The 14,459-nt window shown below is 43.6% G+C and carries 16 protein-coding genes and 1 pseudogene; 14 read left to right on the top strand and 3 right to left on the bottom strand.

Going from position 1 to position 14,459, the window contains the following annotated elements; all coding sequences use genetic code 11:
* The 3 genes from rpe (at nt 1) to spoVM (ending at nt 1,524) form a co-directional block, all read left to right on the top strand.
* Nucleotides 1–663, top strand: a complete 663-nt coding sequence (gene rpe, locus VK097_RS06960; protein ID WP_324211081.1) for a ribulose-phosphate 3-epimerase — start codon at nt 1–3, stop codon at nt 661–663.
* Nucleotides 664–666: 3 nt separating this feature from the next.
* On the top strand, nt 667–1,317 hold the full coding sequence (locus VK097_RS06955; RefSeq protein ID WP_324211080.1) for a thiamine diphosphokinase: 651 nt from the start codon (nt 667–669) through the stop codon (nt 1,315–1,317).
* A 123-nt stretch (nt 1,318–1,440) separates the two neighbouring features.
* Nucleotides 1,441–1,524 (top strand): stage V sporulation protein SpoVM, encoded by an 84-nt coding sequence (gene spoVM / locus VK097_RS06950; protein WP_324211261.1) that lies wholly within the window; start codon nt 1,441–1,443, stop codon nt 1,522–1,524.
* A 155-nt stretch (nt 1,525–1,679) separates the two neighbouring features.
* Here the strand turns inward: spoVM and rpmB are convergent, their stop codons facing one another.
* Nucleotides 1,680–1,868, bottom strand: a complete 189-nt coding sequence (rpmB, locus tag VK097_RS06945) for a 50S ribosomal protein L28 (RefSeq protein WP_188631595.1) — start codon at nt 1,866–1,868, stop codon at nt 1,680–1,682.
* A 636-nt stretch (nt 1,869–2,504) separates the two neighbouring features.
* Between rpmB and VK097_RS06940 the strand changes: the two genes are divergently transcribed.
* Together VK097_RS06940 and VK097_RS06935 are read left to right on the top strand one after the other, a co-directional pair.
* Nucleotides 2,505–2,867 (top strand): Asp23/Gls24 family envelope stress response protein, encoded by a 363-nt coding sequence (locus tag VK097_RS06940; protein WP_324211079.1) that lies wholly within the window; start codon nt 2,505–2,507, stop codon nt 2,865–2,867.
* A 59-nt stretch (nt 2,868–2,926) separates the two neighbouring features.
* Nucleotides 2,927–4,588 carry a DAK2 domain-containing protein gene (locus VK097_RS06935; protein ID WP_324211078.1) on the top strand — a complete coding sequence of 554 codons (1,662 nt, stop codon included), beginning with the start codon at nt 2,927–2,929 and terminating at the stop codon, nt 4,586–4,588.
* A gap of 126 nt (nt 4,589–4,714) precedes the next feature.
* Here VK097_RS06935 and VK097_RS06930 read toward each other — a convergent pair whose 3' ends face one another.
* The gene (locus VK097_RS06930) at nt 4,715–5,980 is read right to left on the bottom strand and encodes an NCS2 family permease (protein ID WP_324211077.1); all 1,266 of its coding nucleotides are present in this window, start codon (nt 5,978–5,980) and stop codon (nt 4,715–4,717) included.
* Nucleotides 5,981–6,134: 154 nt separating this feature from the next.
* Here VK097_RS06930 and sdaAB point away from each other — a divergent pair, with 154 nt between their 5' ends.
* The 9 genes and pseudogenes from sdaAB to rnc all read left to right on the top strand — a co-directional run bounded on the left by sdaAB (nt 6,135) and on the right by rnc (nt 13,783).
* Nucleotides 6,135–6,797, top strand: a complete 663-nt coding sequence (gene sdaAB / locus VK097_RS06925) for an L-serine ammonia-lyase, iron-sulfur-dependent subunit beta (protein WP_324211076.1) — start codon at nt 6,135–6,137, stop codon at nt 6,795–6,797.
* 89 nt (nt 6,798–6,886) lie between these two features.
* Nucleotides 6,887–7,233 (top strand): annotated as a pseudogene (locus tag VK097_RS06920) (L-serine ammonia-lyase, iron-sulfur-dependent, subunit alpha); the annotation flags it as partial.
* Nucleotides 7,234–7,249: 16 nt separating this feature from the next.
* Nucleotides 7,250–9,283: an ATP-dependent DNA helicase RecG gene (gene recG / locus VK097_RS06915; RefSeq protein ID WP_324211075.1), complete on the top strand. Its 2,034-nt coding sequence runs from the start codon at nt 7,250–7,252 to the stop codon at nt 9,281–9,283.
* Between the two features lie 167 nt (nt 9,284–9,450).
* A complete protein-coding gene (fapR, locus tag VK097_RS06910; RefSeq protein ID WP_324211260.1) occupies nt 9,451–10,044 on the top strand; it encodes a transcription factor FapR in 594 nt (197 codons plus the stop codon).
* The gene (gene plsX, locus VK097_RS06905; protein WP_324211074.1) at nt 10,028–11,026 is read left to right on the top strand and encodes a phosphate acyltransferase PlsX; all 999 of its coding nucleotides are present in this window, start codon (nt 10,028–10,030) and stop codon (nt 11,024–11,026) included. The genes fapR and plsX overlap by 17 nt, the downstream gene beginning before the upstream one ends.
* A gap of 1 nt (nt 11,027) precedes the next feature.
* Complete coding sequence (gene fabD, locus VK097_RS06900) at nt 11,028–11,969, top strand: ACP S-malonyltransferase (RefSeq protein WP_324211073.1); 942 nt, start codon at nt 11,028–11,030, stop codon at nt 11,967–11,969.
* The gene (gene fabG, locus VK097_RS06895; RefSeq protein WP_324211072.1) at nt 11,969–12,709 is read left to right on the top strand and encodes a 3-oxoacyl-[acyl-carrier-protein] reductase; all 741 of its coding nucleotides are present in this window, start codon (nt 11,969–11,971) and stop codon (nt 12,707–12,709) included. Before fabD ends, fabG begins: the two co-directional genes overlap by 1 nt.
* Before the next feature lie 61 nt (nt 12,710–12,770).
* Entirely contained in the window at nt 12,771–13,007 is a 237-nt protein-coding gene (acpP, locus tag VK097_RS06890; protein WP_010530628.1) for an acyl carrier protein, read from the top strand.
* 92 nt (nt 13,008–13,099) lie between these two features.
* Entirely contained in the window at nt 13,100–13,783 is a 684-nt protein-coding gene (gene rnc, locus VK097_RS06885) for a ribonuclease III (RefSeq protein WP_324211071.1), read from the top strand.
* A gap of 244 nt (nt 13,784–14,027) precedes the next feature.
* Here the strand turns inward: rnc and VK097_RS06880 are convergent, their stop codons facing one another.
* Nucleotides 14,028–14,252 carry a DUF1128 domain-containing protein gene (locus tag VK097_RS06880; protein ID WP_324211070.1) on the bottom strand — a complete coding sequence of 75 codons (225 nt, stop codon included), beginning with the start codon at nt 14,250–14,252 and terminating at the stop codon, nt 14,028–14,030.
* Between the last annotated feature and the right edge of the window lie 207 nt (nt 14,253–14,459).

Below are 14,459 nucleotides of genomic sequence, written 5' to 3'. Positions count from 1 at the left end.
ATGACGAAAATAGCACCTTCCATATTATCAGCTGATTTCTCCCAGCTTGGTAATGAAATACAAGATGTTGAAAAAGGCGGCGCGGATTATATTCATGTCGATGTAATGGATGGTCATTTTGTTCCAAATATCACAATCGGACCGCTCATCGCTGATTCCATTAAGCCGCACACTGAATTACCGTTGGATGTCCATCTGATGATTGAAAACCCAGATCAATACATTCCGGCCTTTGCCAAGGCTGGTGCATCAATCATCACGGTTCATCAGGAAACTTGTCCCCACTTGCACCGGACGGTTCAACTGATCAAGGATCAGGGAATAAAAGCGGGAGTTGTCATTAATCCGGCGACCCCCGTTGAGATGATTCGGGATATTATCCATGATGTTGATTTGGTGTTACTTATGACAGTTAACCCGGGCTTCGGCGGTCAATCATTCATCCGCAACGTTGTAAAAAAAATAGAAAAGGTTGCAGCCTGGAGGGAGCAGCACCAATTATTGTTTGAAATCGAAGTTGATGGCGGCGTCAACTGTGATACGGCAAAACTGTGCACGGATGCCGGCGCTGATGTGCTGGTTGCTGGAAGTGCCGTTTTTAAGCAAGCTGATCGCAAGCAGGCAATCCGGGAAATTCGCCAGGCAACCGGAAAGGCGGAGTAACCCGTGTTACATATTGGCATTATAGGAAACGGTCCGCGGCAATTGGTGCCGGACTTATCCCGATACGAAGCTGTGATAGATGTCTGGATTGGTGCTGATCGGGGGTCCCTGACATTAGTGGAGAATAGTATTACACCCGATTATGCTGTTGGTGATTTTGATTCTATGAATGATACAGATAAAGATGCAGTACGGAGACAGGCAAAAGTGTTTGAACAATATCCTTCCGAAAAAGATCAGACAGACCTTGAAATTGCGTTGGAACAGGCTTATTCATTAAATCCGGAAAAAATATATTTATTCGGAGTGACAGGGGGCCGTCTCGACCACGAAATAATCAATATACAGTTGCTTTATTCCATAATGGACAGGAATATTAAGGGGCTGATTGCGGATAGTCAAAATCAGCTCGAATTATCGGGAGCCGGCACGCATAAAATCAGTTATGACAAGAACTATCCGAACATTTCGTTTATTCCATATACCCAATTTGTGAGGGGGCTGACTCTGGAGGGGTTTTATTATCCGCTTACCGATGAAACGATTACATGGGGGTCAACACTCTGCATTTCAAACAAGCTTATTTCAGATTTTGGTACTTTTTCGTACGAAGAAGGCATACTATTAGTAATAAAGAGTAATGATGTCCAGTAAGTGCGATTTTATTGAAAGCTTTGTTTGACAGTAAAAAGTATACGTACTTTCTTACTGCATAAGTGTAACTAGGGCTTTCGCCATAAACCAAGTTTTCTAATAAACAGAGGAGGCGGAGAACTCATGAAATTTTATACTATTAAGCTCCCGAGGTTTATCGGCGGATTTGTAAGGGTTATCGCCGGTGTTTTCAGGAAAGAGAAATAATCAAGCTTACTCGGCTTTTGTCATGTTATTGGCAGAAGCTTATTTTTTATTGATTATGGCTCCTGTATAAGATTGTTTTGCTAATTTTAGATTCAGCTAAATAAAAAAAGCATCCTTAATGGGGATGCTTTTCAGTCAAGCGTTATTTTGTATTATTAAACGCGTTGTACTTTGCCTGATTTCAGGGCACGCGCAGATACATAAACACGTTTCGGTTTCCCGTCTACCATAATACGAACCTTTTGCACATTGGCTTTCCAGTTGCGTTTATTTGCATTCATAGCGTGAGAACGATTATTTCCGGTGCGGGTTTGGCGTCCGGTCACGGTACATTTTCTAGCCACTGTAATCCCTCCTGTTAAAAACTGTTTCCTGCATTTACTTATCCAATTTATCATAATTGCTCCTGTAATGCAATTACTGGCGGAGGATAGGACAGTAAGTTGAAACGTTGCTCAGCGGGGGGTCGACGCTGATTGTTAATTGAGGGACAGAAGTGTGTGTATTGCATGCGGGATAAAGAAAAATTGCTTGACATATCGGGGTAAATCATCCATTGTTATAGTGCGCAATCAAGAAGGAGGATCACAAGGACCAATAAGTTCGAGGCGGCTTCGTTTCGAGCACAGGAAAAGTTACCTTGAATTTGCATCATTAGTGTTCTTCTTTCTCTACAAGGCAAATTCATCAAATGCTTTTAATAAATGCATGCTTATAGTAAAATATCCTTATAATACGTGTTCAAAAAAGGATGAAAAGAATCGGAAGTTTAACGCGCGAAGATTTCGGTGGACGGAGTACATGCATACAGATACATGAATACAGGAAATACGTCACTGAATTCGCAGCTCAAGCGAGCATTAGTGCTTTTCTTTCCCAAGGAACGGAAATACAAGCGGGCGCTGAAATTCGATGCGTTATTTTCACCGGGCTTTTTGAACAACACTCAATAATGAGCGTGGTGTCAAAGGAGGATTATGATGTCCATAGAATTGAATACTAACGATGGTCAGGTAACCATTACAAATGAAGTGATATCTACAATAGCCGGCGGTGCTGCCGTAGAATGCTACGGGATTGTCGGCATGGCATCGAAAAGCCAAATAAGGGACGGTATAGCTGAGATTCTCAGGAAAGAAAACTTTTCAAAAGGTGTCATTGTCAGACAAGAGGATACTCACCTCCATATTGATATGTATATAATCGTCAGTTATGGGACGAAAATTTCAGAAGTTGCGCATAATGTTCAATCACAGGTGAAATATACGCTGAGCAAATCTTTGGGCCTTGAAATTGATTCGGTGAATATTTATATTCAAGGTGTCCGGGTTGCTAAGGATTAAGCGCAACATCGCGGGTTGACCGCTTTTTGCTTACTGTTGTTAAGAGGGAGGAAAGTATTGTGACATCAGAAACGTTAAATGGTGTGATGTTTACGCAAATGGTACTCTCAGGTGCACACCATTTGAAAAACAATGCCGAAAAAATAGATACTTTAAATGTTTTTCCCGTTCCGGACGGTGATACCGGCACAAATATGAATTTATCGATCACTTCCGGTGCAGATGAAGTTAAAAAATTAAACAGCGAAGATATCTCAGAGGTAGCCAATGCTTTTGCAAAAGGGCTGCTTATGGGAGCACGCGGGAATTCCGGTGTTATCTTGTCCCAGTTGTTTCGCGGATTTGCAAAAGGAATGGAGCAGAAACAATCGCTGTCAGCCGCAGATTTGGCCGATGCCTTTGACAGTGGTGTCAATACAGCATACAAGGCGGTTATGAAACCTGTTGAAGGTACCATTTTGACCGTTGCAAACGATGCAGCTAAAACAGCAATTGAGGCCGCGGAAACCGAAAAGGATGTAACCGCTTTAATGGAAAAGGTCGTAAAAGAAGCAAAAGCATCGCTGAAACGCACACCAGATCTTCTCCCTGTATTGAAAGAAGTGGGTGTGGTTGACTCAGGCGGTCAGGGGCTTGTCACGATTTATGAAGGCTTTTTGGCGGCACTGAAAGGTGAAGCGGTTCCCAAATCAGATACAGATGACATTGAAATGGATGAAATGGTCAATGCGGAGCATCATAAAATCGCTCAGGATTTCATGGATGCTTCAGAAATTGAGTATGGTTATTGTACAGAATTTATGGTCAGATTTGAGCCGGACAAGCTGGAAAGAAATCCGTTTGATGAAGAGACTTTCCGTAATGAACTGAGTGAACACGGTGATTCACTCTTGGTTGTTTCGGATGATGATCTTGTCAAAGTTCACGTCCATGCGGAATATCCGGGTGAAGTGATGACACTTGGACAGCGATTTGGTTCCTTGACAAACATGAAAATTGAAAATATGCGTGATCAGCATACAGCCATTGTCAGTGGAAATAAGAACACGGCACAACGAGAAAAAACTGAATATGCAATCGTGACCGTGGCAATGGGCTCCGGAATTAAAGAACTGTTTGAAAGTCTTGGGGCATCAGTTGTCATTGAAGGCGGACAAACAATGAACCCGAGCACAAAGGATATCGCGGGCGCAATTGAAGAAGCAAATGCAAGCAATGTCCTGGTTTTGCCGAACAATAAAAACATTGTAATGGCAGCGGAACAGGCTGCAGAACTGGCCGGGGTAAACGCCGCAGTAGTACCGACGAAAACAATACCACAGGGTATAAGCGCACTTTTGGCTTTTCATCCGGAATCCGTTATTGATGAGAACCGTCAATCGATGGAAGCTGCTGGCAAGGAAGTTAAAACCGGACAGGTTACATATGCAATTCGCGATACAAAAATTGATGGCATGATGATTGAAAAGGATCATTTTATGGGACTGGCAGATGGGGCAATTAAAGCTTCCCATAAAGATAAAATCGAAACGGTCAAGTCATTGCTCGCTGAAATGATCACTGACGATGATGAAATCCTGACAATTCTTCAGGGTGAAGATGCAAGTGATGAAGATGTAAAAGCTACTGAGAAGTATGTTGAAGAAACATTTGAAGACATTGAAATAGAAGTTCATAAAGGCAACCAGCCGATTTATGCGTTTATTTTTTCAGTAGAATAAAAATCCAAGGCTCTCTTTGTAAAGATTGTTGGTCTTTAGCTTAGCAGTTGAACAGAATCTTAAACAACATTTCAGGAAACAGCCAAATCTGAAAAAAAGCCTCCCCGGACTGTAAGGGGAGGTTTTTTATATTCCGATTATTTTCATGACAAAATAAAACAGGAACAAAGCTGAAATAACCAGCAGTATTGCCGATAAATCCTTCTGTTTGGACATAGCTGCTTTCACGAGCGGGTAAGCAATAAATCCGAATGCCATACCATCAGCAATGCTGTAGGTGAATGGGATCATGGCAACAATCAGGAAGGCAGGTAACGCTTCCGATAGGTCATCCAGCGGTATATTCCGGAGATTTTGTGCCATCAGTACGCCAACAATAATTAATATTGGACTGATTGCCGCATTCGGAATCATGGAAATCCATGGAATGACGAGCAGTGTAGCCAGAAACAGCAATCCTGCTGTTATAGCGGTTTTTCCTGTTTTTCCGCCGGATGTAATAACAGCCGCATTTTCCGCTGCAGACACAGTAGGCGATGTTCCAAAAAACGCACTCATCAATGATGAAAACGCAGTCGTCCTGTAAGCTTTATTGTAGCTGTTTTGCTGGTTCAGCATTTGGAGCTGTCCATGCAGCAGCCCCATATTCTCAAAAACGAGAATGATGGTCAGCGGGAAAACAGCCAGCCAGAATTCCAGATCACCCACTGCCGAAAATGAAGGCATGGACAACATATCATTCATGTTCATTTGAATTGAAGATTTTGTTGTCTCAAGAACCCCAAATACGTAAGCGAGGACGGTTCCGACGATCATGGTAACAAGGAAATTGGCCGGAATATTTTTCATGAATAAGAATATCGCAATGAACAATGTCAGCAAGCTGACGATAAACGCAGACGATGTAAAGTCACCGATAGCTATTATCGTTTCTTCGCCGCTAACCACAAGTCCGCTTTTCTCAAGCCCGATTAAAATCAGGAAAAAGCCTAGTCCGACTGTAATCGCGTGTTTTAATGCTTCGGGGATTGCCTCTTTTAGAACAGTTCCGAGTTTCGAGAAAGCTGTTATTATAAATAAGATAGAGGCAGCAAGAACAACCGTCAGACCTTCCTGAAATGAAAGTCCAGTGCTTTCCACAATGGAGTAAGAAAACAATGCGTTTATCCCCATGCCGGGAATCACGATTAATGGAAGTTTTGCGTACAGCCCCATTAGTATGGTCCCGGCAAAACTGGCAAGAATGGTGGCCATCATCCCGCTTTCCAGCGAAATGCCCGCCTCACTAAGTATCGAGCCGTTGACCACTACTATATAGACAGTCGTCAAATATCCGATTAATCCGGCCGTTAAGTCAGTAAGCCATGTTCCATTAGCAGTTTGTGATCTCATGTTGTCCTGATAAGACATACGATGTCACCGTTATTTTACTGTCCCTCTCCCGCCCGATCATACATCAACGTACAATCCACAAGTGATTATTATAGCGTTTTTTGTTATAATTAGCAAAGGAAGAAAACGTTATTCTTACAGGTGGTGTTCTATCGTGAAATTTAACTCAGTATTTGACATTATCGGACCGGTCATGATTGGACCATCAAGTTCACACACAGCAGGAGCAGCACGAATCGGAAAAGCAGCACGGAATCTACTGGGAAACGAACCGAAATGGGCAAAGATCCATTTATATGAATCATTTGCCAAAACATATAAAGGTCACGGGACGGATTTTGCCTTAGCAGGCGGTCTGCTTGGATTTGAGACAGATGATCCGAGAATGAATCAGGCACTTGAAATTGCCAAAGAACATGGCCTCGATATTGAATTTATTGAAGATAGCGCGGGCGTCGATCATCCGAATACAGCGAGGCTGATTGTCGGGGATGGTTTAGAGCAGATTGAACTTGTCGGTATTTCGATTGGCGGCGGAAAAATTGAAATCACCGAATTGAATGGATTTGAATTGCGCCTGTCCGGCAATCATCCAGCCATCCTGATCATGCACAATGACCGGTTTGGAGCGATTGCCTCAGTTACGGAAATTCTGGCAAAGCATCAAATTAACATCGGTCATATGGAAGTGAACCGAAAGGACATTGGAAAAGAAGCACTGATGGTTATTGAAGTGGATCAGAATGTCGATGACAGTATTCTAAAGGAAATGGAAAATGCCGATCATATTGAACAGATTGCTAAAATCGTAAGCTGAGAAATATAGATTATAAACACAAGTAAATAATATCGCACAACAAACCAAAATTTCGCGCGATTAATGAGAAAAACCGTACAATCAGTTGTTCCGGGACGGCTATTGTAGAAATGGCCAGCGGTACACCGCAGCAATCAGCCGAAGCATTTGCGATGACCCTAAAGAATATGCTCGGGCTTGTTTGTGATCGGTTGCTGGTTTAGCAGAAGTGCCATGTGTAAAACGTAACGCCGGTGGATCGTCACTTGCCATTGTTTCCGCTGACCTTGCACTCGCCGGCGTCACGAGCACAATCCCATGTGACGAAGTGATTGGTGCTATGTACCGGATTGGCAAACAGATGCCTACAAGCCTGCGCGAAACAGGTGAAGGCGGTTACGCAGACACCCCAGCCGGATGTCTTTTAAAGGAGAAAATATTTGGAATGTCGGTCTAGAAAGAAGTGATCAAACATGTTGAGTGATCCAGTTACAGTCATTAAAGGCATTGGGGAAAAACTTGCAGCCGATTTAGGGGGAATGGACATTCATACCGTGGAAGATTTGCTTTACTATTTTCCCTACCGCTATGATGTATTTGAAATTAAACCGCTAAGTGAATTGATTCATGAGGATAAGGTCACCATCGAGGGAAGGATCATCCATGAGCCTTCCCTTAATTTTTATGGCAAAAAAAGATCGAGGCTGTCATTTAATGTCGAAGTGGAAGGTGTTGCGGTAAAGGCGGTCATGTTCAATAGGGGGTTTGCCAAAAAACAGCTAAATCCCGGAGACACCGTGACGCTGACAGGCAAATGGGACGCTCACCGGCTGCAGATAACAGTCAATCATTACAAAAAAGGTACGGCAAATGAGCAGACAGCAATTCAACCGACGTACTCATTAAAAGGTGATGTGACCAATTATAAAGTGAAGAAAGCTGTCAGGAATGCGATTAAAACATATCAAAATGACATACGGGAGTTGTTGCCGGATCGATACCTGGAATCCTATAAGCTGCCGGATCGGGCCGATGCTGTCTCCACTATGCATTTTCCCGCAAACAGAGTCGAACTGAAGCATGCCAGACGCCGGTTTACATACGAGGAATTTTTACTGTTTCAGCTTAAAATGCAGCTGCTCAGGAAAATAAAACGGGAATCAACGAGCGGAAACACGCAGCATTATGAACCGGCCATCCTTAGGGAATTTATCGACAGTTTCCCATTCTCCCTGACAAAAGCACAGCAAAAAGCCTTGAACCAGATTTTGGCTGATATGAAATCTCCCTACAGAATGAGCCGGCTTTTGCAGGGGGATGTCGGATCAGGTAAAACAGCCGTTGCTGAAATATGCCTCTATGCTTCAATTACCGCCGGCAAACAGGGTGCTTTAATGGTGCCGACTGAAATATTGGCTGAACAGCATTTCCAGTCACTGAATGAAACTTTTGGGAAAAGGGCTTCAATTGTTTTATTGACCGGGTCAGTGAAAGGCAAAAAACGAAAAGAAATCCTTACTGCCATTGAAAATCATGAAGCCGATATTGTGGTCGGAACGCATGCTTTGATCCAGGATGATGTGTTTTTCAATGACCTGGGCTTTGTAATCGTCGATGAACAGCACCGATTCGGGGTTGAACAGCGGCGGGCATTAAGGGAAAAAGGCCTTAATCCGGATGTATTATTTATGACTGCAACCCCCATTCCGCGGACATTGGCCATAACGGCATTCGGTGATATGGATGTTTCGGTGATTGATGAGATGCCATCAGGACGGAAAGCGATTGAGACGTACTGGGCCAAGGAAAATACATTCGATCGGATATTGCAATTCATTGCTAAACGGGCAGAGCAGGGTGAACAAGCGTATGTTGTCTGTCCATTAATTGAGGAATCCGATAAGCTGGATATTCAGAACGCAGTTGATTTATATCATCAGCTTGAAGAATTTTACTCGGGTTCACTGCAAATCGGTCTGTTGCACGGCCGGCTTGCAACAGATGAAAAAGACGATATTATGAAACAGTTTGCAAATGGCGATGTGGATGTCCTCGTCTCCACGACCGTTGTGGAGGTCGGGGTGAACGTGACCAACGCAACGATTATGGTCATTTATGATGCAGAACGTTTTGGTCTTTCCCAATTGCATCAGCTCAGAGGCCGTGTCGGGCGCGGCGAAAAACAAAGCTATTGCATTCTGCTTGCTGATCCGAAAGGTGAAACAGGAAAAGAACGGATGCGGATCATGACCGAAACAAATAACGGATTTGAGTTATCCGAACAGGATTTGAAACTTCGCGGTCCCGGCGATTTTTTTGGAAAGAAACAAAGCGGGCTTCCCGAATTTAAAGTAGCTGACATGATTCATGATTACAGGGCATTGGAAACTGCACGTAAGGATGCTGAGGAGATCATTGAAAATGGACTCCTCGAAAACGATTCTTCTTTCAGGCACCTGCAAATCTATCTGGAAGATCATACTGTTCTTTATGAGAAATTGGAGTAAAGAAAACAGAAATCCGATGATAGCTTGCATATCCAGAAGTGGTGTTATATATTACTGTTAGGACCAAGTCATAGGATTAACGTGTAAATGTATAATTAAACGGAAAACAGAAATACAGAACACCTTCTGGGGTGAAACCTATGTTTTCCTATTGGACGGAGCTGCTAATGAAAATCAGTAAAACAGAACGCCAGCGGTTATTAAAAGAAACCATTGAGGCGACACCATTTATAACCGACGAGAAACTTGCAGAAAAATTCAATGTCAGTATACAAACAATCAGGCTTGACCGGATGGAGCTTGCCATACCTGAACTCCGTGAACGGATCAAGTCTGTCGCCGCATACCAGTGGAATGAAACGGTGAAGGCGCTTACTCTGGATGAAGTGATTGGTGAAATTATCGATCTTGATCTTGATAGACGTGCCATTTCGATATTGGAAATCAAAAAAGAACACGTTTTTTCGCGAAATAAAATTGCACGCGGGCATCACCTGTTTGCACAGGCAAACTCGCTGGCGGTCGCTGTCATTAACGACGAGCTTGCACTGACCGCGAAATCAGAGATTAAGTTCACCAGACAGGTAAAAGCAGGTGAACGTGTTGTTGCCAAGGCTTTCGTTGAAGATGTGGATGCCAAAGGGATGACAGTCGTACGTGTTGACAGCTTTGTCGACAATGAAAAAGTATTTACCGGATTATTTCATATGTATCGTTCAAACGATCCAAAAGGGGACATTGGAAATGAAGATAGCAATTGATGCGATGGGCGGCGACCACGCACCCGAAGCAATAGTCAAGGGTGCAGAAGAAGCCGTAGCCAACATTGAAAATCTGAACATAACGCTGATTGGTGATGAGAAAAAAATCAAACAGTATTTATCCGGGTCGGGACGGATTGAAATTATTCATACTGACGTGGCGATAACGGCTGAAGATGAACCGGTCAGAGCAGTCCGGAGCAAAAAAAAATCATCTCTCGTCCTGATGGCCAAAGAAGTGAAGGAAAAACGTGCGGATGCATGTATTTCAGCAGGCAATACCGGTGCATTGATGAGTGCGGGGTTGTTTGTTATCGGCAGAATCCGGGGAATTGACCGTCCGGCATTAAGCCCGACGCTTCCAACAACTGACGGGAAAGGGTTTTTGCTGCTGGATGTCGGCGCAACTGTTGATGCGAAAGCACATAACCTGGTTCAGTATGCCATTATGGGCTCAATCTATACAGAAAAGGTAAGATCCATTTCCAACCCGACTGTAGGCCTAATGAACATTGGAACAGAAGAGGGCAAAGGCAATGAACTGACGAAAAAGGCTTACAATCAGTTAAAAGAGGCGCCTGTTAATTTTATCGGAAACGTTGAGGCGCGTGATATTCTGTCGGGTGCCGCAGATGTTGTTGTCACCGATGGGTTCAGCGGGAATATTGCACTGAAAACGATTGAAGGCACAGCCATGACCATGTTTTCAATGCTGAAAGAAACATTCATGTCGTCGGTCAAAACGAAAATAGCCGCCGGTATGGTCAAAAACGATTTAAAAGGCTTGCAGAGCCAATTGGATTACTCGGAGTATGGCGGCGCAGGATTATTTGGACTGACATCACCGGTTATTAAAGCCCACGGGTCATCGAACAGCCGTGCAGTCTTTAATGCCATTCAGCAGGCAGCACATATGGTTGATTACAATGTCACTGATACGATTAAAACAACGGTCGAATCGGTTGATTGGGAGGGGGATTAATATGAAACGTATGGCATTTTTATTTCCCGGCCAAGGTTCTCAAGCGGTCGGTATGGCAAAAGCATTTTATGATGAATATACTGAGGTTAGAGAATTGTTTCAGCAGGCAGATCAGCTGTTGGAAGAAGAACTGACACAGCTGATGTTTGAAGGACCAAAAGAAGAACTGACCGAAACGGAAAATGCACAGCCTTCGCTGCTTTTGGCCGGAGTTGCTGTTCAGAAGCTGCTTCGAAAGGAAAACATCCAGCCGAAGATGGCAGCAGGGCACAGTCTTGGGGAGTACAGTGCTCTTGTGGCTGCAGGATCGCTCTCCTTTGAGGAAGCACTGCCGCTTGTTGCAACCAGAGGAAGACTGATGGAGGAAGCATTTCCAAAAGGCAAGGGCTCGATGGCAGCGGTGCTGGGCATGGCGGAGACTGATATCGAACAGGCACTTGATACGTTAAATGATGATCAGGTTGCTGATATTGCCAATCTGAACTGTCCGGGACAGATTGTCATCTCCGGATCGAAAGAGGGGATTGATGCAGCCAAAGAACTTTTAAAGGAGAAAGGTGCTAAACGAGTCCTGCCCCTGAATGTCAGCGGACCATTTCATTCGAGACTGATGAAACCGGCCAATGAACAATTTGCAAAAGAATTGGACCGTATAACGTTCAGCGATGCTGATATCCCGGTTTACGCCAATGTCACAGCTGAACCTGTCACAGACAAGAGCAGTGTTAAAGATCTGCTGATCAGACAGCTGTATTCACCTGTCCGTTTCGAGGAAACAGTCCGGAATATGATGAATGAAGGTGTTGATGCATTCGTTGAGCTTGGAACAGGGAAAGTATTAAGCGGACTTGTCCGGAAAATAGACCGTAAAACCAAAACGTTTGCCATAGAGGATCCGGACTCGTTGAATGAGTTTCTAACATGGTATAGGGAGGAATCCTGATGCTGGAAGGAAAAAGTGCGTTAGTGACGGGTGCCTCGCGCGGCATCGGCCGTGCGATTGCTCTGGAACTTGCAAGACAGGGGGCAAATGTTGCCGTCAACTATGCCGGCAGTGAAGACAAGGCACAAGCCGTTGTTGAAGAAATGAAGCAAATGGGTGTACAATCGTTTAAGATTCAGGCAAATGTTGCGGATGAAAAAGAGGCAAAAGCCATGGTGAAAGAAGTTGTCAATGAATTTGACAGCCTGGATATTTTAGTGAATAATGCGGGTATCAATCGGGATAACTTATTAATGCGGATGAAAGAAGAAGAATTTGATCAGGTGATTGACACCAATCTTAAAGGCGTCTTCCAATGCACGAAAGCTGTTTCAAGACAAATGATGAGACAAAAAGGCGGCCGTATTATCAACGTATCCTCGATTGTTGGTGTCAACGGGAATGCAGGCCAGGCAAACTATACAGCTGCCAAAGCAGGCGTTATTGGCTTGACAAAATCAACCGCCAAGGAATTTGCATCACGGAATATCCTCGTTAACGCGGTTGCGCCCGGTTTCATTTCGACCGATATGACCGATGCCCTAACAGAGGAGCAAACGGAAGGAATGCTTTCCATGATACCGCTCGAAAAATTGGGGGAACCGGAAGATGTAGCACGGGTTGTCCGTTTCCTGGCCTCAGATGATGCAAAATATATCACTGGACAGACTATTCATATCGATGGCGGTATGGTGATGTAGAACAGAAGCCAAGAATTCGGGTTTCTGCCATGCATAACTTCTTGAAAGGGGGTGACGAATCGTGGCAGACGTATTCGATAAAGTGAAAGATATTATTGTTGATAAACTGGAAGTGGAAGAATCACAAGTAACCATGGAGGCTTCTTTTAAAGACGATCTTGAAGCTGATTCACTTGATGTGGTTGAACTTGTTATGGAACTTGAAGATGAGTTTGACATGGAAATTGCTGATGAGGAAGCTGAAAAAATCAATACGGTTGGGGATGCTGTCAATTACATAAACAGCAATCAATCCTGAATCCATATAGTTTTGCAGGAAGTCCCGCACCATGCGGGGCTTTCAGTCTATTTCAGATGTATCAATCTTAACGCAGAGTGGTGACAACCGGCATGAATCTTTCACAATTGGAAAAACAACTGGATATAACGTTTAATGATAAAAGCTTGCTGAAACAAGCTTTTACACATTCATCTTATGTGAATGAGCATCGGGATGAAAGTTTTTCGGATAATGAGCGGTTGGAATTTTTGGGTGATGCTGTCCTTGAACTCGGTGTATCCCAGTATTTATACAAGCAAAAGGAACGTCTGGCAGAGGGGGATCTGACCAAATTACGCGCATCGATTGTATGTGAGCCGTCGCTGGTCGAATTTTCCCGGGAGCTCAATTTTGGGGACTACCTGCTGCTGGGTAAGGGTGAGGAACAATCAGGCGGCCGCGAACGACCGGCGATACTAGCGGATGTGTTTGAAGCATTTCTGGGAGCATTGTATCTGGATCAGGGATACGATATCGTCATTCAATTTCTGATACAATATGTTTATCCGAAAATAACGACAGGTGCTTTTTCGCATGAGATGGATTATAAAAGTAAACTGCAGGAACAAGTGCAGCAGAACCGCAATCACAGTATAGACTATATGATTGCTGATGAAAAGGGACCATCCCATGATAAAGAGTTTATCGCGCGAGTGATTATCAACGGTAACATATCAGGTGAGGGAGCGGGTCATACTAAGAAGGAAGCCGAACAGCGTGCTGCCAAACATGCACTGGATACGTATGCAGAATAATTATGGAGCCTGTATTCAAGGTTATTTTGATGGGCAGTTACTCAGTTTTGCTGGCGTAATAAACCAAATAACAATTATGTTTTCAGCCTTATCTCCAATCGATTTTTGTTAAATCTATTAATCAATGGTCTAAAGCAGGAAGGTACTGTATGATTTTTTAAGCATTTTGACAAAGAATGAATGTAATAAAAACCGGTTCCGGCTGGATTGCCGAACCGGTTTTTATTAGCTGGTTTACTATGCGTTATGATTTCCTTACCGATCTCAGTTCATCGATAAATGCCTGTGTCTCGGATGGGCTCAGCTGGCCTTTTTGTTTGATCATATCATACATGAACTTGATATCGGCATATTTATCTAAATCGTAGTCAGCTGCATCCATCACCTCACGATTGACAACTCCCAGCTGATCAGCCAGCTCATCCAGCATAAATTTCAGATTTTCCCGCGTTGGATTTTCCAGATTCATATGAACACTCCTCTCAAAATAGTCCCAAAAGCTTATGTAATGGATTTTAGCCTTCTTTTGTGCTTCTCTTTATGATAAAATAAATGCGTTAAAATGCCAACCAGGCTGGATACATATTTTGCGGAACCCCTGAGAATAACTAGGAGAATGTTTATGTATTTGAAACGTTTGGAAAGTGTGGGCTTCAAGTCTTTTGCCGAACGGATA

Source organism: Lentibacillus sp. (assembly GCF_035301675.1).
Lineage (GTDB): Bacteria > Bacillota > Bacilli > Bacillales > Amphibacillaceae > Lentibacillus.
This window is presented reverse-complemented; position numbering and strand designations above follow the sequence as displayed.